Annotated in this window: 21 protein-coding genes; 11 read left to right on the plus strand and 10 right to left on the minus strand. The window is 72.7% G+C overall.

The window, feature by feature from the left end; genetic code table 11:
* Positions 1–10 precede the first annotated feature (10 nt).
* Entirely contained in the window at positions 11–1,078 is a 1,068-nt protein-coding gene (locus K8Z61_RS17245) for a thiolase domain-containing protein (RefSeq protein WP_224131364.1), read from the plus strand.
* Positions 1,075–2,235 carry a thiolase domain-containing protein gene (locus K8Z61_RS17250; RefSeq protein WP_224131365.1) on the plus strand — a complete coding sequence of 387 codons (1,161 nt, stop codon included), beginning with the start codon at positions 1,075–1,077 and terminating at the stop codon, positions 2,233–2,235. Before K8Z61_RS17245 ends, K8Z61_RS17250 begins: the two co-directional genes overlap by 4 nt.
* A gap of 129 nt (positions 2,236–2,364) precedes the next feature.
* Here the strand turns inward: K8Z61_RS17250 and K8Z61_RS17255 are convergent, their stop codons facing one another.
* Positions 2,365–3,051, minus strand: coding sequence for a hypothetical protein (locus K8Z61_RS17255; RefSeq protein ID WP_224131367.1), 687 nt, complete (start codon positions 3,049–3,051; stop codon positions 2,365–2,367).
* 57 nt (positions 3,052–3,108) lie between these two features.
* On the opposite strand from K8Z61_RS17255, the gene map reads away from it, so the two are divergent.
* On the plus strand, positions 3,109–3,876 hold the full coding sequence (gene map, locus K8Z61_RS17260; RefSeq protein WP_224131369.1) for a type I methionyl aminopeptidase: 768 nt from the start codon (positions 3,109–3,111) through the stop codon (positions 3,874–3,876).
* Positions 3,877–3,927: 51 nt separating this feature from the next.
* Here map and K8Z61_RS17265 read toward each other — a convergent pair whose 3' ends face one another.
* Positions 3,928–5,184, minus strand: coding sequence for a cytochrome P450 (locus tag K8Z61_RS17265; RefSeq protein WP_224131371.1), 1,257 nt, complete (start codon positions 5,182–5,184; stop codon positions 3,928–3,930).
* Positions 5,185–5,241: 57 nt separating this feature from the next.
* On the minus strand, positions 5,242–6,483 hold the full coding sequence (locus K8Z61_RS17270; protein ID WP_224131373.1) for a cytochrome P450: 1,242 nt from the start codon (positions 6,481–6,483) through the stop codon (positions 5,242–5,244).
* A 117-nt stretch (positions 6,484–6,600) separates the two neighbouring features.
* On the opposite strand from K8Z61_RS17270, the gene K8Z61_RS17275 reads away from it, so the two are divergent.
* Complete coding sequence (locus K8Z61_RS17275; RefSeq protein ID WP_224131375.1) at positions 6,601–7,764, plus strand: steroid 3-ketoacyl-CoA thiolase; 1,164 nt, start codon at positions 6,601–6,603, stop codon at positions 7,762–7,764.
* A gap of 229 nt (positions 7,765–7,993) precedes the next feature.
* Positions 7,994–8,929, plus strand: a complete 936-nt coding sequence (locus K8Z61_RS17280) for a type IV toxin-antitoxin system AbiEi family antitoxin domain-containing protein (RefSeq protein ID WP_224131377.1) — start codon at positions 7,994–7,996, stop codon at positions 8,927–8,929.
* A gap of 100 nt (positions 8,930–9,029) precedes the next feature.
* Here K8Z61_RS17280 and K8Z61_RS17285 read toward each other — a convergent pair whose 3' ends face one another.
* Positions 9,030–9,914: an SDR family oxidoreductase gene (locus tag K8Z61_RS17285; RefSeq protein WP_224131378.1), complete on the minus strand. Its 885-nt coding sequence runs from the start codon at positions 9,912–9,914 to the stop codon at positions 9,030–9,032.
* 3 nt (positions 9,915–9,917) lie between these two features.
* Positions 9,918–10,700, minus strand: a complete 783-nt coding sequence (locus tag K8Z61_RS17290; RefSeq protein WP_224131380.1) for an SDR family oxidoreductase — start codon at positions 10,698–10,700, stop codon at positions 9,918–9,920.
* A gap of 38 nt (positions 10,701–10,738) precedes the next feature.
* Between K8Z61_RS17290 and K8Z61_RS17295 the strand changes: the two genes are divergently transcribed.
* Genes K8Z61_RS17295 through K8Z61_RS17310 form a run of 4 tightly spaced genes read left to right on the plus strand, consistent with a single transcriptional unit; the run spans position 10,739 to position 14,272 of the window.
* Positions 10,739–11,494, plus strand: a complete 756-nt coding sequence (locus tag K8Z61_RS17295; RefSeq protein ID WP_224131381.1) for an enoyl-CoA hydratase family protein — start codon at positions 10,739–10,741, stop codon at positions 11,492–11,494.
* A gap of 14 nt (positions 11,495–11,508) precedes the next feature.
* Positions 11,509–12,399: a CoA transferase subunit A gene (locus K8Z61_RS17300; RefSeq protein WP_224131382.1), complete on the plus strand. Its 891-nt coding sequence runs from the start codon at positions 11,509–11,511 to the stop codon at positions 12,397–12,399.
* Positions 12,396–13,202: a CoA-transferase subunit beta gene (locus tag K8Z61_RS17305; protein ID WP_224131383.1), complete on the plus strand. Its 807-nt coding sequence runs from the start codon at positions 12,396–12,398 to the stop codon at positions 13,200–13,202. The genes K8Z61_RS17300 and K8Z61_RS17305 overlap by 4 nt, the downstream gene beginning before the upstream one ends.
* Positions 13,199–14,272: a nitronate monooxygenase family protein gene (locus K8Z61_RS17310; RefSeq protein ID WP_224131384.1), complete on the plus strand. Its 1,074-nt coding sequence runs from the start codon at positions 13,199–13,201 to the stop codon at positions 14,270–14,272. The genes K8Z61_RS17305 and K8Z61_RS17310 overlap by 4 nt, the downstream gene beginning before the upstream one ends.
* Positions 14,273–14,348: 76 nt before the next feature.
* Here the strand turns inward: K8Z61_RS17310 and K8Z61_RS17315 are convergent, their stop codons facing one another.
* Positions 14,349–15,926 carry a M4 family metallopeptidase gene (locus K8Z61_RS17315; protein WP_224131385.1) on the minus strand — a complete coding sequence of 526 codons (1,578 nt, stop codon included), beginning with the start codon at positions 15,924–15,926 and terminating at the stop codon, positions 14,349–14,351.
* Positions 15,927–16,176: 250 nt separating this feature from the next.
* On the opposite strand from K8Z61_RS17315, the gene K8Z61_RS17320 reads away from it, so the two are divergent.
* Entirely contained in the window at positions 16,177–16,680 is a 504-nt protein-coding gene (locus tag K8Z61_RS17320) for a hypothetical protein (protein ID WP_224131387.1), read from the plus strand.
* A gap of 4 nt (positions 16,681–16,684) precedes the next feature.
* Here K8Z61_RS17320 and K8Z61_RS17325 read toward each other — a convergent pair whose 3' ends face one another.
* From K8Z61_RS17325 to K8Z61_RS17340, 4 genes are read right to left on the minus strand one after another with little or no spacing between them, the layout of a single operon-like run.
* Positions 16,685–17,863, minus strand: a complete 1,179-nt coding sequence (locus K8Z61_RS17325; protein WP_224131389.1) for an acetyl-CoA C-acetyltransferase — start codon at positions 17,861–17,863, stop codon at positions 16,685–16,687.
* The gene (locus K8Z61_RS17330) at positions 17,856–18,464 is read right to left on the minus strand and encodes a TetR/AcrR family transcriptional regulator (protein WP_224131391.1); all 609 of its coding nucleotides are present in this window, start codon (positions 18,462–18,464) and stop codon (positions 17,856–17,858) included. Before K8Z61_RS17330 ends, K8Z61_RS17325 begins: the two co-directional genes overlap by 8 nt.
* A gap of 15 nt (positions 18,465–18,479) precedes the next feature.
* On the minus strand, positions 18,480–19,283 hold the full coding sequence (locus K8Z61_RS17335) for an SDR family oxidoreductase (protein ID WP_224131392.1): 804 nt from the start codon (positions 19,281–19,283) through the stop codon (positions 18,480–18,482).
* Between the two features lie 5 nt (positions 19,284–19,288).
* Positions 19,289–20,488, minus strand: coding sequence for an acyl-CoA dehydrogenase family protein (locus tag K8Z61_RS17340; RefSeq protein WP_224131394.1), 1,200 nt, complete (start codon positions 20,486–20,488; stop codon positions 19,289–19,291).
* A gap of 48 nt (positions 20,489–20,536) precedes the next feature.
* Here K8Z61_RS17340 and K8Z61_RS17345 point away from each other — a divergent pair, with 48 nt between their 5' ends.
* Positions 20,537–22,072 (plus strand): FadD3 family acyl-CoA ligase, encoded by a 1,536-nt coding sequence (locus K8Z61_RS17345; protein ID WP_224131396.1) that lies wholly within the window; start codon positions 20,537–20,539, stop codon positions 22,070–22,072.
* Position 22,073 lies beyond the last annotated feature (1 nt).

Genomic DNA, 22,073 nt, shown 5'->3' on the forward strand with positions numbered 1-22,073 from the left:
GGCACCGACCATGCGTGACGTCGCCGTCGTCGGGTTCGCCCAGCGACAGATGGAGCAGTTCGACGGGTCGCCGACCTGCGTCGAGCTCCTCGTCCCCCTCTTCCAGGAGTGCTACGAGCAGACGGGCTGGACCCGTCAGGACGTCGGCTTCTGGTGCTCCGGCTCCTCGGACTACCTCGCGGGCCGCTCGTTCTCCTTCGTGCAGGCCGTCGACGCGATCGGCGTCATCCCGCCGGTCAACGAGTCGCACGTCGAGATGGACCTCGCCTGGGCCATGTACGAGGCCTGGCTGAAGATCCAGACCGGCGAGGTCGACACCGCGCTGGTCTACGCCTTCGGCAAGAGCTCGGCCGGCACGCTGCGCCGCACGCTGGCGCTGCAGCTCGAGCCGTACACGATGACGCCGCTGTGGCCCGACACCGTGTCGCTCGCCGGCCTGCAGGCCCGGATCGGCCTCGACGCCGGCCTGTGGGACGAGCGGGCGATGGCCGAGGTCGTCCAGCGCTCGCTCACCGACGCGGAGAAGAACGAGCACGCGATTCGCAAGGGCGGCTCGTCGGTGGAGGCCCTGCTCGAGCGGCCGATGTACGCCGACCCGCTGCGCAAGCACGACTGCGCGCCGGTCACCGACGGCGCTGCGGCCATCGTCCTGGCGGCGGGCGACCGCGCGCGCGACGTGCGGGACCGTCCCGCCTGGCTGACCGGGCTCTCGCACCACATCGACCCGATGAGCCTCGGCACCCGCGACCTCACCCGCTCCCCCTCGGCCGCCCGCTCGGCCGCCGCGCTCGACCTCGGCGGCGTCGAGGTCGCCGAGCTGCACGCGCCCTTCAGCCACCAGGAGCTGATCCTGCGCCGCGAGCTCGGTCTGGACGACGACGTGCGAGTCAACCCCTCGGGCGGCGCGCTCGCCGGCAACCCGATGTTCTCCGCCGGCGGCATCCGGGTCGGCGAGGCCGCCACGCGAATCTGGAGCGGCGAGGCCGACAAGGCGCTCGCCCACGCGACCTCCGGCCCCGCCCTGCAGCAGAACCTGCTGTGCACCCTCGCCAGCTCGCCCGAAGGAGCCACCCGATGAGCAAGCAGCCCGCCGCGGTCATCGGCGTCGGCCAGACCCACCACCGCGCCAAGCGCGAGGACGTCTCCATGGCCGGCCTGTGCCGCGAGGCGATCGACCGGGCGCTGGAGGACGCCGGCCTCACGCTCGACGAGATCGACGCGATCGTCGTCGGCAAGGCGCCCGACCTCTTCGAGGGCGTGATGATGCCCGAGCTGTTCCTGGCCGAGGCGCTGGGCGCGGCGGGCAAGCCGCTGCTGCGCGTCCACACCGCCGGCTCGGTCGGGGGCTCGACGGCCATCGTCGCGGCCTCCCTGGTGCAGGCCGGCGTGCACCGCACGGTGCTCACCGTGGCCTACGAGAAGCAGTCGGAGTCGAACGCCATGTGGGCGCTCTCGGTGCCGGTGCCGTTCAACATGCCCGTGCACGCCGGCGCGGGCGGCTACTTCGCCCCGCACGTGCGCTCCTACATCCGCCGCTCCGAGGCGCCCACGCACATCGGCGCGATCGTGGCCGCCAAGGACCGCACCAACGCGCTCAGGAACCCCTACGCCCACCTCCGGGAGACCAAGACCGTCGACGACGTGCTGGCCTCGCAGATGCTGTGGGACCCGATCCGGTACGAGGAGACCTGCCCGTCCTCCGACGGCGCGTGCGCCCTGGTGATCGCGGCCGAGGACGTCGCGAGGCGGTCTCCCGACCCGGCCTGGATCCACGGCACCGTGATGCGCTCGGAGGCCACCACGGCGGCCGAGCGCGACCAGGTGAACCCCCAGGCGTCCCGCGACGCCGCCGCGGCCCTGTGGCGACAGGCCGGCATCACCTCGCCGATCGACGAGATCGACGCCGCCGAGATCTACGTGCCCTTCTCCTGGTTCGAGCCGATGTGGCTGGAGTCGCTGGGCTTCGCCGAGGAGGGAGCCGGCTGGCGGCTCACCGAGTCGGGGGCCACCGCGATCGACGGGCGGCTGCCGGTCAACGCCTCCGGCGGCGTGCTGTCGTCCAACCCGATCGGCGCGTCCGGCATGCTCCGCTTCGGCGAGGCCGCGCTCCAGGTGCGCGGACGCGCCGGCGAGCACCAGATCGACGGCGCCCGCAAGGCGCTCGGCCACGCCTACGGCGGCGGCTCGCAGTTCTTCGCCATGTGGGTCGTCGGCTCGGAGCCGCCGACCAGCTGAGTCCGGATCTGCGCCCTCCACGGGACGACCGGCGGCGTCGGAGCTCCCCTCAGAGGATCCGACGCCGCCGCATCTCGACGAGCCCGGGCTGGGTCGAGCGCGTGGACGGTCGCGGCCTCTTCATCGAGATCATCGATCCCGGATGCAGGCGTCCTTGAAGACGAAGGACCTCGTGAGCTTTCGGCGCGACGTGCCCGTGGTGTTCCGGATGGAGACGGAAGCAGCAACGCTCGTGCACAGCTCGGCGTAGGTGCCTGCCGCCGGGACGCGGGGAGTCCAGGTGTCGGTGTCGTTCCAGGCGAGGGTCTTGACGTTGGTCGTCTCGAAGACATGCGCCCCCCGGGCGCGACCCTGGGAGTCGCCGAATCGCGCCCGCTGCACGCGGCCGCAGGTCGGCGTGACGGCGACTCCGATGGACCACGGCAGGGAAGCGGAGAAGCTCGGGTTGGACCGGCAGCCCTGCCCGTACACCAGGGAGGAGTAGCTGATCTCGTCGAAGCGGTTCCGCGCCTCGGTCGGCCTCGTGGACGAGCAGGATCGCTTCGTCACCACCGAGAGTGACATCTTCGAGATGCGCGGCTGGTCGAAGTTGTTCTTCTTGTTCGCGAAGTACGCACGTGCGCTCATGACAGCTGAGTACCGAGCCTCCAGGCAGGTGGCGAAGGTCGTCGAGTAGAACGAGTCGACCCCGCGGATCGTCTTCGTCACCGTCCGATAGGTGACGGCCTCAGCCGGCCCCACCTGCACCAGCAGACCCAAGAAGCAGAGCAGGACGGAGAGGACGGCCAGGCGGACGCGGCTCAGGGCGGCAGGCATGACCGGCACCGTTCCCCCGGCCCCCTATGGCCAAACCGAGCACCTAGGCTGGGAGACATGATCGAGCTCCGCACCCCCGCCCAGATCGAGGAGATGAGGGCGGCCGGCCGGTTCGTCGCCGACGTCATCACCCGGCTCGCGGAGGTCGCGGACGTCGGCGTCAACCTGCTCGACCTCGACGCCGAGGCGCACCGGATGATCCGCGAGCGCGGCGCGGAGTCGTGCTACATCGACTACCACCCGAGCTTCGGCGCCTCCCCGTTCGGCAAGGTGCTGTGCACGTCGGTGAACGACGCCGTGCTGCACGGCCTGCCGCACGACTACGTGCTGCGCGACGGCGACCTGCTCAGCGTCGACTTCGCCGCCTCGGTCGACGGCTGGGTCTCCGACTCCGCCCTCAGCGTCGTCGTCGGCACCCCGCGCGAGGAGGACCTCCGGCTGATCGAGGTCACCGGACGCGCGCTCGAGGCCGGCATCGCCGCGGCCCGACCGGGCAACCACATCGGCGACATCTCCGCCGCGATCGCCGCGGTCGCGCGCCAGGCCGGCCTGCGGATCAACACCCAGTTCGGCGGGCACGGCGTCGGCCGCACGATGCACGGCGAGCCCCACGTCCCGAACGACGGCCGGGCCGGCCGCGGGTTCAAGCTGCGCCCGGGCCTGGTGATCGCGATCGAGCCGTGGTTCCTGCACACCACCGACCGCATCCACACCGACCCCGACGGCTGGACGCTGCGCAGCGACGACGGCTCGCGCGGAGCGCACATGGAGCACACGGTGGCGATCACCGCCGACGGACCGCTGGTGCTGACCGCGCGCGACTGACCGGCGCGGCTCGTCCGAGCCGATCGCCGGAGCCGATCGAGCGGGGAGCGGTCAGCGGTAGGCGACCTCGAGTCGCTTGATGCCGTTGACCCAGGCGTGCCTCAGCCGGTCGGGCTCGGCGAGCCGGCGGATGTCGGGCGCGTGGTCGGCGAGGGCGTCGAAGATGACCCGGATCTCCTGCCGCGCGAGGTTGGCGCCGAGGCAGTAGTGCGCGCCGTGGCCGCCGAAGCCGACGTGGGGGTTGGGGTCGCGGGTGATGTCGAAGCGGAACGGCTCGTCGAAGACGTCCTCGTCGAAGTTCGCGCTCGCGTAGAAGAGGCCGACCCGCTGGCCCTTCGCGACCGGCACGCCGCCGACCTCGGTGTCGACCAGCGCGGTGCGCTGGAAGACGCTGATCGGGCTGGCCCAGCGGACGACCTCGTCGACCATCGTGTCCGGGCGCTCGGCCTTCCAGAGCTCCCACTGCTCGGGGAACTCGAGGAAGGCGTTCATGCCGTGGGTGATCGCGTTGCGGGTGGTCTCGTTGCCGGCGACCGCGAGCAGGATGACGAAGAAGCCGAACTCGTCGTCGGTCAGGCCGCGGTCGCCCTTGTGGGCGTTGATCAGCTTGGTGACGATGTCGTCGCGCGGGTTCGCCTTGCGATCGGCCGCGAGCATCATCGCGTAGCCGAGGATCTCCGCCGCGGCGGTCTCCGGGTCGCCCTCGATGTCGGGGTCGTCGTCGGAGGCGAGCATCTGGTTCGACCAGTCGAAGAGCCGGTGGCGGTCCTCCTGGGGGACGCCGATCAGGTCGGCGATCGCCTGCAGCGGCAGCTCGGCCGCCACCTGCTCGACGAAGTTGCCCGACCCCTGCGCGACGGCGTCCGCGACGATCGCCGACGCCCGGGCGACCATCGTCTCCTCGAGCTCGGCGATCGAGCGCGGGGTGAAGCCGCGGGAGACGATCGCCCGGTGCGCCGTGTGGTGCGGCGGGTCCTGATTGAGCAGGATCGTGCGCTGCAGCTCGATCTGCTCGCGCAGCATCCCCTCGGAGAACCGGATGATCGCGCCGTTCTCCTCCGCCGACCAGTCGCGGCTGTTCTTCGACACCGCAGCGACGTCGGCATGCCGCGTCACCGCGAAGTAGCCCGAGCCCGACTCCGGCGCCATGCCGTCGTAGGTGCCCGGCGCCTGCTCGACCCAGTGCACCGGCGCATGGCGCCGGGCGGCACGGAAGGCCTCGTGCGGGATGCCGCGGACGATGAGCGAGGGATCGGTGAAGTCGCTGACGCCCTCGGGCAGGACGCGGAGGGGCTCGATGACGGTCATGGCGGTGCTCCTGGCGGGTGCGGACGGGGGTCCCGAGAGAGGTCGGCCGGACGGGCCTCAGCGGTGGTAGGCCACCGGCATCGACTTGACGCCGTTGAGCCAGCCGCTGCGCAGCCGACGCGGCTCGCCGCGCAGCTCGATGCGGACGCCGGCGTCGGCGATCGCGTTGAACATCAGGTCGACCTCGAGCCGGGCGAGGTTGGCCCCGATGCAGTAGTGGGCGCCGTGACCGCCGAAGGCCTGGTGCGGGTTGGGGTCGCGGGTGATGTCGAAGCGGAAGGGGTCGGCGAAGACGTCCTCGTCGAAGTTCGCGCTGGCGTACAGCAGCCCGACGCGCTCGCCGGCCGGGATCGCCTGGCCGCCCACGACGACGTCGCGGATCGCGGTGCGCTGGAAGGCCGTCACGGGGGTGGCCCAGCGGATGATCTCGTCGGTGGCGGTGCGGGGACGCTCGGCGCGGAACAGCTCCCACTGCTCGGGGTTGGTGAGGTAGGCGTGCATGCCCCACGTGATCGCGTTGCGGGTGGTCTCGTTGCCGGCCACCGCGAGCAGGATCATGAAGAAGCCGAACTCGTCGTCGGTGAGGCCGCGTCCGTCGACGTCCGCGCTGACCAGCTTGGTGACGATGTCGTCCTGCGGGTTGCGGCGACGCTCGTCGGCCAGCGCCATGGAGTAGGCGAGGATCTCGGCGAACGCGACCATCTGGTCGCCCTCGACCTCGGGGTCGTCGTAGCTCATCATCTGGTTCGACCAGCTGAACAGCTTGCCGCGGTCCTCCTGCGGGACGCCGAGCAGCTCGGCGATCGCCTGCAGCGGCAGCTCGGCGGCGACCTCCTCGACGAAGTCGCCCTCGCCCTTCTCGATCGCGGCGGCCACGATCGCCGTCGCCCGCTCCTTGAGGTTGTCGTGCAGGGCGTTGATCGAGCGCGGCGTGAAGGCGCGCGAGACGATCTGGCGCAGCTTGGTGTGGTCGGGCGCGTCGTGGTTGATCAGCAGGAAGCCCGAGGCCTCGCGCTCGTCCTTGGTCATGCCCGGCGCGAACCGCATGATCACGCCGCTCTCGCGGGTGGAGAAGTCGGTCTGGTTCTTGGAGACCGCGGCCACGTCGGCGTGCTTGCTGATCGCCCAGAAGCCGGCGTGGTCGGGGAAGCCGGCCCGCGCGTCCTCGTCCTGCGGGACGAAGGACACCGGCGCCGTGCGCCGCAGCGCGAGCAGCTCGTCGTGCGGGACCCGCTCGACCATCACGTCGGGGTCGGTGGGGTCGAACGGCGCGACGGGGACGTCGGGGGCGAGGGTCACGTGCTCTCCTAGACTTGGAACCTGTTCTAGTGATCAGGGTTACATGCCGGGAGTATGCAGGGAAGGGCGATCTCGCGATTCTTGCCCCCGAATGAGAACTTGTTCTAGTTTCTCCGCATGGGCAACCCCGTGATCGTCGACGCCGTCCGCACCCCTCTCGGCCGCCGCAAGGGCTGGCTGGCCGGCGTCCACCCCGCCGTCCTGCTCGGCTTCGTGCAGCGGGAGGTGTGCGTGCGGGCCGGGGTCGACCCCGAGCTGGTCGAGCAGGTCGTCGGCGGCTGCGTGACGCAGGCCGGCGAGCAGAGCAACGACATGGTGCGGCGCGCCTGGCTGCACGCCGGGCTCCCCCAGCACACCGCCGGCACGGCGATCGACGCCCAGTGCGGCAGCGGCCAGCAGGCCGCGCACCTCGTGCACGACATGATCGCCGCCGGCTCGATCTCGGTCGGCATCGCGTGCGGCGTGGAGGCGATGTCGCGCATCCCGCTCGGCGCGAACGTGCCGCCCGGCCTCGGCGACCCGCGTCCGGACGACTGGACGATCGACATGCCCAACCAGTTCGAGGCCGCCGACCGGATCGCCCGTCACCGCGGACTCACCCGTGCCGACCTCGACGCCTTCGGCCTGGCCTCGCAGGCCAAGGCCCGGGTCGCGGTCGACGAGGGCCGGTTCAAGCGCGAGATCGCGCCGCTCACCGCCCCCGTGCTCGACGCCGAGGGTGCGGCCACCGGCGAGACGCGCGTCGTCGACGCCGACCAAGGGCTGCGCGACACCACGCTCGAGGGGCTCGCCGGCCTGCGCACGGTCCTGCCCGACGGGCTGCACACCGCCGGCACCTCGTCCCAGATCTCCGACGGCGCCTCGGCGGTGCTGATGATGGACGAGGACCTCGCCCGCTCCCTCGGCCTCACCCCCCGCGCCCGCATCCGCGCGCACACCCTCGTCGGCTCCGACCCGTACTTCCACCTCGACGGCCCCGTCGACGCCACCCGGCGGGTGCTGGAGCGCGCCGGCATGACGATGGCCGACCTCGACCTCTTCGAGGTCAACGAGGCCTTCGCCTCCGTCGTGCTGTCGTGGGCCTCGGTGCACCGGCCCGACCTCGACCGGGTCAACGTCAACGGCGGCGCCATCGCCCTCGGCCACCCCGTCGGCTCCACCGGCGTCCGACTCATCACCACCGCCCTGCACGAGCTCGAGCGCCGCGACGCCTCCACCGCCCTGCTGTCCATGTGCGCCGGCGGCGCCATGGCCACCGGCACGGTGCTCGAGCGGGTGTGAGGGCGGGCGGGGCGCGCAGTTTCGGCGGCCAACCGCTGAAGCTTCAGCGGTTGGCCGCCAAAACTGTCGGTGGGCGTTCATAGCTACGAACTCCCACCGAAAGCTTCCGTCGCGTCCCACCCCCATCAGCAGAAGCCAGGTCTTGCGCACAAGCAGTCCGCGGTCTCAGCGATCCACCGATCGCGGAGGCGGATGGCTACCCCAGGCCCCCGGCGGCGAGGGTCGACGCATGATCGAGCACCTCTGCGACGAGCACGGGATCTTCCTCCGACGAGACGCGGTACGCGCCGGCATCGACGACCTGGCGCTGCAACGGCGTCTGCGTACCGGCGAGATCGTCCGCATCCGTCACGGCGTCTACTGCCTAGGACCGCGATGGCGAGAAGCGACCTCCGCCGAGCGCCACCTCGCGTTGAGCCGCGGCGTCATGCGGCTCTATCCGAACGATGTCTGCCTCTCCCACACCAGCGCCGCCCTCCTCCAGGGCGCGCCGGCGTGGGGCATCGACCTCGACGCCGTGCACATCACCGACCTCGACCAGACCGGGCAACGTCGCCGGGCGAAGGTCCACCACCATCGCGGCTCGTGTCGTGTCGGCGATCTGACCAGGGTCGACGGCCACTGGCTCACCGCACCCACCAGAACCGTCCTCGACGTCGCCGGGCTCGTCCCCCGCGATGTCGCCGTCGTGGTCGCCGACGACTTCCTGCGCCGATCTCTGACGACTTTCCCCGAGTTGCAGGCCGGGCTCGCCCAGCGGACGGACTGGCCGGAGCACCTCAGGGCGTCGACCAGCCTCGGCCTGGCCCGAGTCGGTGCCGACAGCGTCGGCGAGACCCGGCTCCGCCTCCTCCTCCACGATCTCGGGGTGACGAGCATCGTGCTCCAGCACCCGATCCGTGACGACTCTGGCGATCCCTTCGCCTTCGTCGATCTGTATCTTCCCGAGCTCGGCGTGCTCGTCGAGTTCGACGGGCGCATCAAGTACACGAACCACCGGCGGCCCGGGGAGTCGATCGGCGAGTGCGTCCTGCGGGAGAAGCGACGTGAGGACCGCATCCGCGAGGTCAGCGGGCTGCCGGTCCTCCGCGTGACATGGCAGGACCTGGAGGACCCGATCGGGCTCCTGCGGCGGATCCACCAGTTGGCTCGCAGGGCGGCATGACGCAACCTGTCGGTGAGCGTACGAAGGTTCGTACACCAACCGACAGTTTCGGCGGTTGACCGCCGAAACTTCGGCGGTCAGCCGCCGAATCTGGCGCCGCTCACGCCCCGTACACCGGCTCGGGAGCGGCAGAGCCGGCGAGCAGCTGGCGCAGGGCCGGACCGACCTCGGGGGCGGACCAGCGGCGGCCGAGGTCGCGGGAGGCGTCGTGTCGCCAGCCCGACTCGACGGTCACCCGCGAGCCGTCGATCTCGATCACGCGTCCGGTCACGTCGCCCGCCTCCTCCGAGGCCAGCCACGCGACGATCGGGGAGTTGTCCTCGGGCACGGCCATGGCGGAGGTGTCGAAGGCGCCCTCGGTCATGCGGGTGCGGGCGACGGGGGCGATGGCGTTGACCGTGACGCCGTAGCGCCCCATCTCGGCGGCGGCCACGAGGGTGAGGCCCGCGATGCCGGCCTTCGCGGCGGAGTACGTGGCCTGGCCGATCGAGCCCTGGAGGCCGGCGCCGGAGGAGGTGTTGATCACCCGGGCCGCGCGGGTGCGTCCGGCCTTGGCCTCGGCGCGCCAGTAGGCGCCGGCGTGACGCAGCGGCGCGAAGTGGCCCTTGAGGTGCACCCGGATGACGGCGTCCCACTCCTCCTCGGAGGTGTTCACGAGCATCCGGTCGCGGACGAAGCCCGCGTTGTTGACCAGCACGTCGAGTCCGCCGAAGACGTCGATCGCCTGCTGCACCATCGCCGCGGCCTGCGCGAAGTCGGCCACGTCCGCGCCGTTGGCGACGGCACGCCCGCCCGCGGCCTCGATCTCGGCGACCACCGCGTCGGCGGGCGACTCCCCCGCGGACTCGCCGGCCAGCGTCACGCCGTAGTCGTTGACGACGACGGCGGCGCCGTGGCGGGCGAGCTCGAGGGCATGGGCACGACCGATGCCGCGACCGGCTCCGGTGACGATGGCGACGCGACCGGCGAGCAGCTGGGACGACATGGATCAGCCTTCCTGGGAGGTGGCGGCCGCGAACGTGCGGCCGAGGTGGAGGAACACGGGGGGCTCGCCGCCGCCGTCGCAGGCGACGCGGGCACCGGAGACGTACGAGGCGAGGTCGCTGGCCAGGAAGGCCACCACCGCCCCGACCTCCTCGGGACGCGCCATGCGCCCCAGCGGGATGGTCGACTCGATCGCGGCCACCTGGGCGTCGCCGCCGTAGTGGTCGTCGGTGTGCTCGGTGCGGCACAGGCCGACGTCGACCGCGTTGACCCGCACGGCCGGGCCCCACTCCATCGCCAGCGAGCGGGTGAGCGAGTCGACGCCGGCCTTGGCCGCGGCGTAGGCGGCGATCGTCGGAGCGGGACGGGACGCCGCGATCGAGGAGATGTTGACGATCACGCCGGTCCCCTGACGCTGCATCACGGCGTTGGCGGCCTGCGCGCAGGCCAGCGGCCCGAGCAGGTTCAGCCCGACGATCCGCTCGTGGAAGCGCGCGGACGCCGTGGCCGCGTCGGTCGCCGGCGCGCCACCTGCGTTGTTGACGAGGACGTCGAGCCGGCCGTGCTCGGCGACGACCGCGTCGACCAGGGCGGTCACGGCGGCCGGGTCGCGCACGTCGCACAGCCGGTGCGCCGAGCCGGGCACGACGTCGTCGACCTCCGAGCGCGAGCAGGTGACGACGGTGGCGCCCGCCGCGACCAGCACGGCGGAGATGCCTCGTCCGATGCCGCGCTGGCCACCGGTGACGAGCGCGACGCGACCGGCGAGATCCAGGGCGAGCGACATGCTGACGACCCTACCAAGCAAGTGTTAGGTTGGCATCTATGCCGATCACCTCCGAGCTGCGCCCCGATGGCATCCGGGTCGTCACCATGGCTCATCCGCCGGTCAACGCCCTGCCCGTGCAGGGCTGGTACGACGTCGCCGCCGCCCTCGACGAGGCCACGGCCGACGCGGCGACGAAGGTCGTCGTCCTGCGCGCCGAGGGCAAGGGCTTCAACGCCGGCGTCGACATCAAGGAGATGCAGCACACGTCCGGCTTCGAGGCCCTGCTCGGCGCCAACCGCGGCTGCTACGCGGCCTTCAAGGCGGTCTACGAGTGCGCGGTGCCGGTGGTCGCGGCGGTCAACGGCTTCTGCGTCGGCGGCGGGGTCGGCCTGGTCGGCAACGCGGACGTGATCGTCGCCAGCGACGACGCCTACTTCGGCGTGCCCGAGGTCAACCAGGGCGCCCTCGGGGCGGCCACCCACATGGCCCGCCTCGTCCCCCAGCACCTGATGCGCACCCTCTACTTCACCGCCCGCACGATCCGCGCCGAGCAGCTGGTGCAGTTCGGCTCGGTGCTCGAGGTCGTGCCGCGCGCCGGGCTGGACGACGCCGCGCTCGCCGTGGCCGGCGAGATCGCCGCCAAGGACGGCCGGGTCATCCGGGCCGCGAAGGCGGCGCTCAACGGCATCGACCCGGTCGACGTCAACAGGAGCTACCGGTTCGAGCAGGGCTTCACCTTCGAGCTCAACCTCGCCGGGGTCTCCGACGAGCTGCGCGACGCCTTCGCGGGCACCGCCAAGGCCCGGGGCTGAGGGGCGGCGCCGCGATGGGAGCCACGCCCCGCGACAAGCGGATGAGCATCGACGAGGTCGTCGCCGAGCTGCGCGACGGCATGACGATCGGCATCGGCGGCTGGGGTCCTCGGCGCAAGCCGATGGCGCTGGTGCGCGCGATCCTCCGCTCCGACCTGCGCGACCTCACGATCGTCAGCTGGGGCGGCGCCGACGTCGGGCTGCTGGTGCGGGCCGGCAAGGTGCGCCGCCTGGTGTACGCGTTCGTGAGCCTCGACTCGATCCCCCTCGAGCCGAGCTTCCAGCGGGCGCGCCAGCTCGGCACGATCCCCGAGGTCGTCGAGCTGGACGAGGGCATGTTCCAGACCGGCCTGCGCGCCGCGGCCCAGCGGCTGCCGTTCCTGCCGATGCGCGCCGGCCTGGGCTCGGACGTGCTGGTGAACAACCCCGAGCTCCGTACCGTCACCAGCCCGTACGACGAGGGGTTCGGCCACGAGGAGCTCGTCGCGGTGCCGGCCCTGCGGCTGGACGTCGCGCTGGTGCACCTCAACCGGGCCGACCGTCACGGCAACGCCGCCTACCTCGGCCCTGACCCCTACTTCGACGACCTGTTCGCGCTGGCCGCCGATCGCACGTTCCTCAGCGTCGAGCAGATCGTCGACACCGCCGGCCTGACGGTCGACTCCCCCGTGCAGCGTCTGCTGCTGAGCCGCATGCACGTCGACGGCGTCGTCGAGACCCCGCACGGCGCGCACTTCACCACCTGCACGCCCGACTACGAGCGCGACGAGCGGTTCCAGCGCGCCTACGCCGCCGCCGCGGGAGGCTCCGACGAGGAGTGGGCCGCCTTCGAGCAGCGCTTCCTGGCCGGGGACGAGACCGACTACCAGGCCGCGGTGCGCGCCTTCCACGAGGAGCAGTCGTGACCCAGCCCGACACCCCGACCGCCGACCGGTCCCCCGCCCGCGCCGAGGTCTGCGCGGCCGCCATCGCCGACGCGTTCGCCGAGGACGGCGAGATCTTCGCCAGCCCGATGGGGCTGCTGCCGACCCTCGGCGTCCGCCTCGCCCGGCTCACCAGCAACCCCGATCTGGTGATCTCCGACGGCGAGTCGCTGTTCCTCGCCGGCACCCCGCCGCTGTTCGCGAAGGCCGACGTCGTGGAGGGCTGGATCCCGTTCCGGCGGGTCTTCGACGTGGTGGCCAACGGGCCGCGTCACGTGATGATGGGCGCCACCCAGATCGACCGCGAGGGCAACCAGAACATCTCCGCGATCGGCCCCTTCGACCGACCCACCCGCCAGCTGCTCGGCTCGCGCGGCGCGCCCGGCAACACCGTGAACAACCGGACGTCGTACTGGGTGCCGCGCCACTCCCCGCGCGTCTTCGTCGAGCACGTCGACGTCGTGTCCGGCGTCGGGCCGCGCCGGGCCCGCGAGGCCGGGACCGCCGCGTCGCGGTTCCACGACGTGCACCGCATCGTCACCGACCTCGCCGTCCTCGACCTCGGCGGTCCGGACGGCACGGTGCGCCTCCGGTCGGTGCACCCGGGCGTGGCCGTCGAGGACGTCGTGGCCGCCACCGGGTTCGCGCTCGCCGTGCCGGACGAGGTGCCGACGACCCGCGAGCCGTCCGCCGAGGAGCTCGTCCTGATCCGCGAGGTGCTGGACCCGAAGGGCCTGCGCTTCAAGGAGGTCCCCCTGCCCTCGCCGACCCGGGAGTCCCGATGATCGAGCAGCTCCTCCGCACGCCGTTCACCGACCTCGTCGGGGTGCGGCACCCCATCGTCCAGACCGGCATGGGCTGGGTCTCCGGCCCGCGGCTGGTCAGCGCGACCGCCCGCGCCGGCGGCCTGGGCATCCTGGCCAGCGCCACGATGTCCTTCGCCGAGCTCGAGCAGGCGATCCTCGAGGTCAAGGGCCGCATCCCCGACGGCACGCCGTTCGGCGTCAACCTGCGCGCGGACGCCGGCGACGCCGCCGACCGCTGCCGGCTCCTGATCGACCACGGGGTGAAGGTGGCCTCGTTCGCGCTGGCGCCGAAGCCCGAGCTGATCGCGCGGCTCAAGGAGCACGACGTCGTGGTCATGCCCTCCATCGGCGCGGCCAAGCACGCCCGCAAGGTCGCGGCCTGGGGCGCGGACGCGGTGATGGTGCAGGGCGGGGAGGGCGGCGGCCACACCGGGCCGGTGCCCACGACCCTGCTGCTCCCGACCGTGCTCGACGCCGTCGACATCCCCGTCGTCGCCTCCGGGGGCTTCTTCGACGGCCGCGGCCTGGCCGCCGCGCTGTCGTACGGCGCCGCGGGCGTCGGCATGGGCACCCGCTTCCTGCTGACCTCGGACTCCGCGGTGCCGCAGGCGGTCAAGGAGCTCTACCTCGGCCACGACCTGACGGGCACGGTCGTCACCGCCAAGGTCGACGGCATGCCGCACCGGATGCTGCGCACCGCCCTGGTCGAGGAGATCGAGGGCGGCAGCACCCTGCGACGGCTCGCCCCGACGGTGCGCCGCACCTGGGAGTTCAAGCGCGACAGCGGCATGAGCTGGCCGCAGCTGATCAGCGACGGCCGCGCGATGCGCCGCACCCAGGGCCGGACCCTGGCCCAGATGACGCTCGCCGCCAACACCCCGACGATGCTCAAGGCCGGTCTGGTCGAGGGCGACACCGGCGCCGGCGTCCTGGCCAGCGGCCAGGTCGTGGGCGTGATCGACGACCTGCCCAGCTGCGAGGAGCTGATCGACCGGATCGTCACCCGCGCCGCCGAGGAGCTCGGACGGGCCCGGTCGTACGTCCTGTGACGGCGACGAGGCCGCCCGTCCCAGCGGGACGGACGGCCTCGTGCGGGAGGGCCTGCGGGGCTGGGCTCAGCCGGGCTCAGCAGGTCGGGTCGGCGGCCTGCGCCGGCACCTTGACGGCGTTCCAGGCGGCCTTGACCGCGTTGAACTCCACGCAGCTGCCCGGGTAGAGGTTCTTCGCCGCGGTGAGGGTCCAGGTGCGGTACTTCAGGTACGACGACGACGAGGTCTTCTGCAGCATCGCGTTGTACATGATCGTCATCGCCTTCTGGATGCCGATGCCGCTCACGCTGGCCCCGTTGCAGGTGGGGCTCGACGGCTGGCCGTCGGTCGGGCTGGAGCCCTCGGCGAGCAGGTAGAACCAGTGGTTGCCCGGACCGGCGGCCGCGTGCACCTCCTGGGTCGGGGTGGAGCTGGAGTAGCAGTTGTCGTCACCCGCCAGCGACGGGTCGTACATGTAGCGGATCGGACCGGAGCCCACGAGGTTGACCTGCTCGCCGACGGTGAAGTCCGGACGGTCCGTGGCGTTGTTGGCGAACCACTCGGTGGCCGCGCCGAAGGTGTCGGCGACGAACTCCTGGGTGTTGCCGCCGGAGATGCCGCCCGGGGTGTAGTCGTCGACGCCGTGGCCGAACTCGTGCGCCACGACGTCGATCGAGCCGATCCAGCGACCGCCGGACTGGGTGTGGCCGACCTGCACCTGGGTGCCGTCGTAGTAGGCGTTGACGTCGTTGAGGCCGACGCGGATCGGCACCCAGCCGCCGTTGCCCGTCATGCCGTTGCGGCCGAGCCAGGTGGAGAGCATGCGCCGCTCCTGGTCCGCGGCGTAGAAGGCGTCGACGCAGCCGGTCTCCTTGGACGTGGCCGAGCCGTTGCCCCAGGTGTTGGTGGACTTCACCAGCGTCGTGTTGGTGGCGGCGTCCTGGCACACCAGGCTCGAGGCGTTGGAGTTGCGCATGACGTAGGACGAGCCGCTGGTCGAGGTCGGGATGGTGACCGTGCCGGCGTAGGCGGAGTTGCCCGTGCCGTCGGCGACGTGCTCGCGGGTGCGCAGGACCTTGCCGGTGAGGGCGTCGACGTCGACGGTGAGGCGGGACGCCTCGCCGCCGCGGGTGCCCCGGACGGTGGTCTCCCACGCCAGCCGGCTCGAGCGGCCCTGCACGACGACCAGCGTCGGCGCGGCCTCGGCGGAGCCGCCGCGCACCTGACGCAGGGCGACGGCCGTGGCGGTGCCCGCGCCGCGACGCGGCGTGATGCCGGCCAGGCTGACCGGACGCGTCTGCGCGACCGACGTGCCCAGGACGCGTCCGGCGGCGTCGGTGGTGACGACGAAGTCGCCGCCGCGCACCGGCAGGCCGCGGTAGGTGCGGTCGTAGGCGACGTAGGTGAGGCCCTCGGAGGAGTGCGTGCGACGCGCGACGAAGGCGTCGTGACGGGAGGCCTTCAGCGCCGCGGGCCGCTCGGCGACCAGGGCACGGGCGGACTGCTGGGCGCGGAGTCGCGCCGTGGCCGGGGCGACCGGCCGAGCGTCACCCTGGCGGGCGCTGGTGGCGCTCGAGGAGGGGACGGTGGAGCCGGCCTGGGCGGCGGACACGGTGGTGGCCGCGACGGCGGGGACGAGGGCGACGCTCAGCGCGCCCACGAGGAGTCGTTTCAACGTGACACTCCTGCACATGAGGGGCCGGGGAGCGGCCCGAGACGGTTGACCCGGCGGTGGGACGACGTCGTCGCACCGGCCGGGCCCTCAGGCAAGCCGCTGGCCCGGGACCGGGTCAACGGACCCGGAGTGCACGTCCGTGCACTGCGCGAACCTGCACGATCGATCGGGCAACGCACGGCCGACGTCGACCGTCCCGCCGGGCTGCGTTTGGCGCTCGCGACGCCTCCAGCCGTCCTACGATGCGGCCGTGACCCCCGACCAGCCGTCGTCCGCGTCCGTCGTGAGCGGCCGCCGCACCTTCCTGCTGATGATCCCGATCAACCTGCTGATGGTGCCGTGGGTGTGGATCGGCCGCGTCGTCTTCGGCGTCTTCGGCTGGTTCGGCCTGGTGCTGATCCCGGTCGCCCTGGTCGTGCTGGCGGCGCTGACGCTCACCACCGTGCTGGCCTTCGTCCGCAAGGCGCGACCGCGCGGCCTGACCCGCGTCGAGCTGATCTGGCAGTGGCTGCTCTGGGGCGCGCTGCTGGTCTTCGGCGCGGTGCTGCCCGACTTCGGCGACACCGAGGACTCCACCCGCTCGGCCCTCACCCAGGCCTTCGGCTATTCCGATCGGCTGATCAGCCTCAGCTTCGACCTCGCCGTGATCGCCGCGGGCGTCGCGGTGGTGGCCTGGATCGGGCTGCTGGTCAGCCTGCTCGCCGGCTCGCGGACCCAGGCGATCTCGAGCCCCGGAGCCCCGGCCGCGGCCTGAGGGCTCAGGCCCCCGGCCGGTCCAGCCGCTCGATGATCGTGACGTTGGCCTGCCCGCCGCCCTCGCACATCGTCTGCAGGGCGTAGCGGCCCCCGGTGCGCTCGAGCTCGTGCAGCATCGTGGTCATGATCCGGGCGCCGGTCGCGCCGATCGGGTGGCCGAGCGCGATGCCGCCGCCGTTCACGTTCACCTTCTCGTGCGGGATCGAGAGCTCCTTCATCCAGGCCAGCACGACGGAGGCGAACGCCTCGTTGCACTCGAACAGGTCGATGTCCTCGACGGTCAGTCCGGTGCGCTCGAGCGCGTGACGGGTGGCGCGGATCGGGCCGGTGAGCATCCACACGGGGTCGTCGCCGCGCACCGAGAGGTGGTGGACGCGGGCCCGCGGCGTCAGGCCGTGCTCGGCGACGGCCCGCTCGGAGGCGACCAGGACGGCCGAGGCGCCGTCGCAGATCTGGGAGGCGACGGCGGCGGTGATGCGTCCGCCGGGTGCCAGCGGCTGCAGGCCGGCCATCCGCTCCAGCGAGGTCTCCCGCGGGCAGGTGTCGGCGTCGACGACCGTGCCGTCGGGCAGGGTCAGCGGGGCGATCTCGTCGGCGAAGCGACCCGCGGCGGCGGCCGCGAGGGCCCGCTCGTGCGAGGCCAGGGCGAAGGCCTCCATCTCCTCACGGCTGCAGTCCCAGCGCTCGGCGATCATCTCGGCGGAGTTGAACTGGCTGACCTCGACGTCGCCGTAGCGCGCGACCCAGCCGGGCGACTCCGCGAACGGCGTCGAGAAGCCGTACTGCTGGCCGACCAGCATCGCGGCGGAGATCGGGATGGCCGACATGTTCTGCACGCCGCCGGCCACGACGAGGTCCTGGGTGCCGGACATGACGCCCTGGGCGGCGAAGTGGACGGCCTGCTGGGAGGAGCCGCACTGGCGGTCGATGGTGACGCCCGGCACGTGGTCGGGCAGGCCGGCCACCAGCCAGGCCGTGCGCGCGACGTCGCCGGCCTGCGAGCCGATGGTGTCGCAGCAGCCGAGGACGACGTCGTCGACGGCGCCGGCGTCGACGCCGGTGCGCTCGACGAGGGCCTTCAGCACGTGCGCGGCGAGGTCGGCGGAGTGGACGCCGGCGAGCGCACCCCCGCGGCGGGTGACCGGGGTGCGGACGGCGTCGACGAGGTAGGCGTCAGGCATGGGAGATCCCGTCGAGGAGGATGGTCAGGTACTGGTCGGCGATGGCGGTGTGCGCGTGCTGGCCGCCGGGGCGGTACCAGCGCACGGCGACCCAGACGGTGTCGCGGATGAAGCGGTAGGTGAGCGTGAGGTCGAGGTCGGCGCGCAGCACGCCCGTGCGCACGCCCTCCTCGAGCAGGGTCATCCACACCTGCCGCGACTGGGCGTTGCGCTCGGCGAGGTAGGCGAACCGCTCGGACGCGCCCAGGTGCGCCGCGTCGTTCTGGAAGATCGCCACGGCGTCGCCGTGCTCGTGGATGGCGTCGAAGGAGAGCCGGACGGCCCGCTCGAGCTTGCGGCGGGCGTCGTCGTCGCTGGCGAGGATCTCGTCGTAGGCCGCGAAGAGCCCCTCCTGGAAGGTCCGGAGGATCTCGTCGACCATCGACTCCTTGGAGTCGAAGTGGTGGTAGAGGCTGCCCGAGAGGATGCCCGCGGCGTCGGCGATGTCGCGGACGGTGGTGTTGGTGAAGCCCTTCTCGGCGAAGAGCCGCGCGGCGATCCGCAGCAGCTCGTCGCGACGGGACGTGGCGGTCGCGGAGGGCGGGGACGACGCTGGAGTCACGGGAGGCATCCTCGCTCAGGCGTGCTGGCTGCTGGCCGAGACGACCTCGCCGGTGAGGTAGGAGGCGTAGTCGGAGGCGAGGAAGACCATGACGTTGGCGATCTCCCAGGGCTCGGCGGCCCGGCCGAACGCCTCGCGCTGGGTGAGCTCGTGCAGCAGCTCGTCGGAGGTGACCTTCGCCAGGAACGGGTGCATGGCCAGGCTGGGGCTCACCGCGTTGACCCGGATGCCGTGCGGCGCGAGGTCGAGCGCCGCGCAGCGGGTCAGGGCCATCACGCCGGCCTTCGCCGCCGCGTAGTGCGCCTGGCCCTCCTGGGCGCGCCAGCCGATGACCGAGGCGTTGTTGACGATGACGCCGCGGGTGCCGGCCTCGGCCATCCGCCGCCCGACCGCCCGGACGCAGCGGAAGGTGCCGGTGAGCGTGATGTCGAGGACGCGCGACCACTGCTCGTCGGTCATCTCCAGCACCGACGCGGTGCCGCCCAGGCCGGCGTTGTTGATCATCACGTCGACGCCGCCGACCTCGTCGGCGAGGTCGAGCAGGCGCTGCACCTGCGCCTCGTCGGTGACGTCGCAGACGGTCTGACGCACCCGATCGGCGCCGAACTCGGCGGCCAGCGCCTCCTCGGCCTCGGCGAGTCGTCGCTCGTGGGTGTCGGAGAAGACCACCGCGCGGGCGCCCTCCTCGAGGGCGCGGCGCACGACGGCGGCGCCGATGCCGGCGCCGGCGGCGGCCGTGACGACGACCGTGCGGTCGGCGAGCAGGCCGTGCGGCGGCACGTAGGCCGGAGTGGGCTGGACGGGGCGGGCGGACGTCATGGGGCTCAACCTCGGGGCTCGCGGGGCAGGCCGAGCACGCGCTCGGCCAGGATGTTCCTCTGCACCTCGTCGCTGCCGCCGTAGATCGTGTCGGCGCGGGAGAAGAGGAACAGGCGCTGCCAGGTCGACAGCTCGTAGGGGGCGGCGTCGGCGAGCAGTCCGCCGGTGCCGACGACGTCCATGGCGAGCTCGCCGAGACGTCGGTGCCAGCCGGCCCAGGCCAGCTTGAAGATCGAGCCGGCGCCGCCGCCGGCCGCGGAGTCCTCGCCGTTGCCGACCAGCGAGAGCGTGCGCAGCGCGAAGGAGCGCAGCGCCTCGAGCTCGACCCGGGAGTGCAGCATCCGATCGCGCAGCACGGCGTCGTCCCAGACGCCGGTCGCGCGGGCGAGCGCGATCAGCGCGTCGAGCTCGCGGGCGAAGCCGACGACCTGGCCCAGGGTCGAGACGCCGCGCTCGAGGCCGAGCAGGCCCATCGCGACGCCCCAGCCGCGGCCGGGCTCCCCGACGATCAGGTCGGCGTCGGTGCGGGCGTCGGTGAGGAAGACCTCGTTGAACTCCGAGCCGCCGGTGAGCTGCTCGATCGGCCGCACCTCGACGCCGGGCTGGTCGATCGGCACGAGCAGGAACGACAGGCCCTGGTGCCGCTGCGAGCCGGGCTCGGAGCGCGCCACCACGAAGAGCCACTGGGAGAAGTGGGCGTTGGAGGTCCAGACCTTCTGGCCGTCGAGCACCCACTGCGAGCCGTCCTCGGAGAGCCGGGCGCGGGTCTGGACGTTCGCGAGGTCCGACCCGGCGTTCGGCTCGGAGTAGCCCTGCGCCCACAGCTCCTCGACCGCCACGATCGGCGGCAGGAACCGCGCCTGCTGCGCTGGGGTGCCGAAGGCGAGCAGCGTGGGGCCGAGCAGCTCCTCGCCGAGGTGGTTGACCCGCCCGGGCGCGTCGGCGCGGGCGTACTCCTCGTGGAAGATCACCTGCTGCCACAGGCTCAGACCGCGTCCGCCGTGCTCGACCGGCCAGCCGACGGCCGTCCAGCCCTCGCGCGCCAGGTGGCGGTTCCAGGCGAGCCGCTCGGGCAGCGCCTCGTGGTCGCGGCCGGGCCCGCCGAGGCCCTTGAGCCCCTTGAACTCGCCGGCCAGGTGGTCCTCCAGGAAGGCGCGCACCTCGGCCCGGAAGGCCTCGTCGGTCGGGGAGTAGGTCAGGTCCACAGGTGCTACGCTACCAAGCAACTGTTTGGTTGGGCGAGAGGGTGAGAGGTGTCCGAGACCGTCGACACGATCCCGGCGGCGCTGCGGGCCGCCGCGACGCGGTTCGGCGACGCGCCGGCCTACGTCGAGGACGGCCGGACGACGTCGTTCGTCGAGCTCCACGCCCGGGTGCGCGAGACCGCCGCCCGCTACGTCGCCGCCGGGGCCGAGCCCGGCTTCCGCGCGGTGGTATGGGCGCCGAACAGCGTCGCCTGGGTGGTCGCGGCGCTCGCGGTCTCCTACGCCGGCGGGACGCTCGTCCCGGCGAACTCGCGCTACACCGGCCACGAGGTGGCCGAGCTGGTCGAGCGCACCCGGGCGCAGGTCGTCGTCCTGGCCGACGGCTTCCTCGGCCGCTCCCAGCGCGCCGACCTCGAGGCGGCCGCCGACCTGTCCGGCGTCCGGCTGCTGCTCGACGTCGCCGACCTCGGCGAGCAGGCCGAGCCCGACGCCGGCCTGCTCGCCGAGGTCGAGGCCCGGGCCGACGCGGTGCGGGCCGACGACGTCGCCGACGTGCTGTTCACCTCCGGCACCACCGGACGACCCAAGGGCGCCATGTCGGCGCACCGCCAGACCGTCGGCGTCGCCCGCGCGTGGGGCGAGCTCGGCGGCGTCACGAGCGCCGACCGCTACCTGGTGGTGAACCCGTTCTTCCACTCCTTCGGCTACAAGGTCGGCATCGTCACCGGGCTGCTCACCGGCGCCACGCTCCACCCCGAGGCCACCTTCGACGTCGCCCGCACCCTCGACCTGATCGAGCGCGAGCGGATCACCGTGCTGCCGGGTGCGCCCACCATCTACCAGTCGCTGCTGGCCGCGGCCGGCCGCGAGCGGCGCGACCTCTCGTCCCTGCGCCTGGCGGTCACCGGCGCCGCGGTGGTGCCGCAGGTGCTGATCGAGCGGATGCAGGAGCCCGCGCCGACCGGGCTCGGCATCGCCCAGGTCGTCACGGCCTTCGGCATGACCGAGGCGGTCGTCGTGACGATGTGCCGCGAGGGCGATCCTGCGGAGCTGGTCGCGAGCACCTGCGGCCGCGCGATCCCCGGCATGGAGACGCGCATCGGCGAGGACGGCGAGCTGCTCGTCCGCGGGCCGTTCGTCATGCTCGGCTATCTCGACGACCCCGCGGCCACCGCCGAGGCGATCGACGCCGACGGCTGGCTGCACACCGGCGACGTCGGGGAGCTCGACGACGCCGGCAACCTGCGCATCACCGACCGGCTCAAGGACATGTTCATCTCCGGCGGCTTCAACGTGTACCCCGCCGAGATCGAGCAGACGCTGACCCGGGTCGAGGGCGTCGCCGACGTCGCGGTGGTCGGCGTGCCGGACGAGCGGCTCGGCGAGGTGGGCGCGGCGTTCGTCGTCCGCGACGCCTCCCCCGCGGGCGCGGCGCTGGACGCCGCGTCGGTGATCGCCGCCGCGCGCGAGCGCCTGGCCAACTTCAAGGCCCCCCGGGAGGTCGTCTTCGTCGACGCCCTCCCCCGCAACCTGTCCGGCAAGGTGCTCAAGACCGAGCTCCGCGCCGGCCTGCGAGAGAGGTGAC

The sequence above is a fragment of the Nocardioides sp. TRM66260-LWL genome (assembly GCF_020075545.1).
In the GTDB taxonomy this organism is placed as follows: Bacteria; Actinomycetota; Actinomycetes; order Propionibacteriales; family Nocardioidaceae; genus Nocardioides.

Excerpts from the sequence above, each read along its gene's own strand:
- K8Z61_RS17285 (WP_224131378.1), bottom strand. The coding sequence starts at position 9,914 with ATGTCGTCCCAGCTGCTCGCCGGTCGCGTCGCCATCGTCACCGGAGCC.
- K8Z61_RS17295 (WP_224131381.1), top strand. The coding sequence starts at position 10,739 with ATGCCGATCACCTCCGAGCTGCGCCCCGATGGCATCCGGGTCGTCACC.
- K8Z61_RS17275 (WP_224131375.1), top strand. The coding sequence starts at position 6,601 with ATGGGCAACCCCGTGATCGTCGACGCCGTCCGCACCCCTCTCGGCCGC.
- K8Z61_RS17265 (WP_224131371.1), bottom strand. The coding sequence starts at position 5,184 with ATGACCGTCATCGAGCCCCTCCGCGTCCTGCCCGAGGGCGTCAGCGAC.
- K8Z61_RS17300 (WP_224131382.1), top strand. The coding sequence starts at position 11,509 with ATGGGAGCCACGCCCCGCGACAAGCGGATGAGCATCGACGAGGTCGTC.
- K8Z61_RS17245 (WP_224131364.1), top strand. The coding sequence starts at position 11 with ATGCGTGACGTCGCCGTCGTCGGGTTCGCCCAGCGACAGATGGAGCAG.
- K8Z61_RS17335 (WP_224131392.1), bottom strand. The coding sequence starts at position 19,283 with ATGACGTCCGCCCGCCCCGTCCAGCCCACTCCGGCCTACGTGCCGCCG.
- K8Z61_RS17310 (WP_224131384.1), top strand. The coding sequence starts at position 13,199 with ATGATCGAGCAGCTCCTCCGCACGCCGTTCACCGACCTCGTCGGGGTG.
- K8Z61_RS17250 (WP_224131365.1), top strand. The coding sequence starts at position 1,075 with ATGAGCAAGCAGCCCGCCGCGGTCATCGGCGTCGGCCAGACCCACCAC.
- K8Z61_RS17280 (WP_224131377.1), top strand. The coding sequence starts at position 7,994 with ATGATCGAGCACCTCTGCGACGAGCACGGGATCTTCCTCCGACGAGAC.
- map (WP_224131369.1), top strand. The coding sequence starts at position 3,109 with ATGATCGAGCTCCGCACCCCCGCCCAGATCGAGGAGATGAGGGCGGCC.
- K8Z61_RS17290 (WP_224131380.1), bottom strand. The coding sequence starts at position 10,700 with ATGTCGCTCGCCCTGGATCTCGCCGGTCGCGTCGCGCTCGTCACCGGT.
- K8Z61_RS17325 (WP_224131389.1), bottom strand. The coding sequence starts at position 17,863 with ATGCCTGACGCCTACCTCGTCGACGCCGTCCGCACCCCGGTCACCCGC.
- K8Z61_RS17255 (WP_224131367.1), bottom strand. The coding sequence starts at position 3,051 with ATGCCTGCCGCCCTGAGCCGCGTCCGCCTGGCCGTCCTCTCCGTCCTG.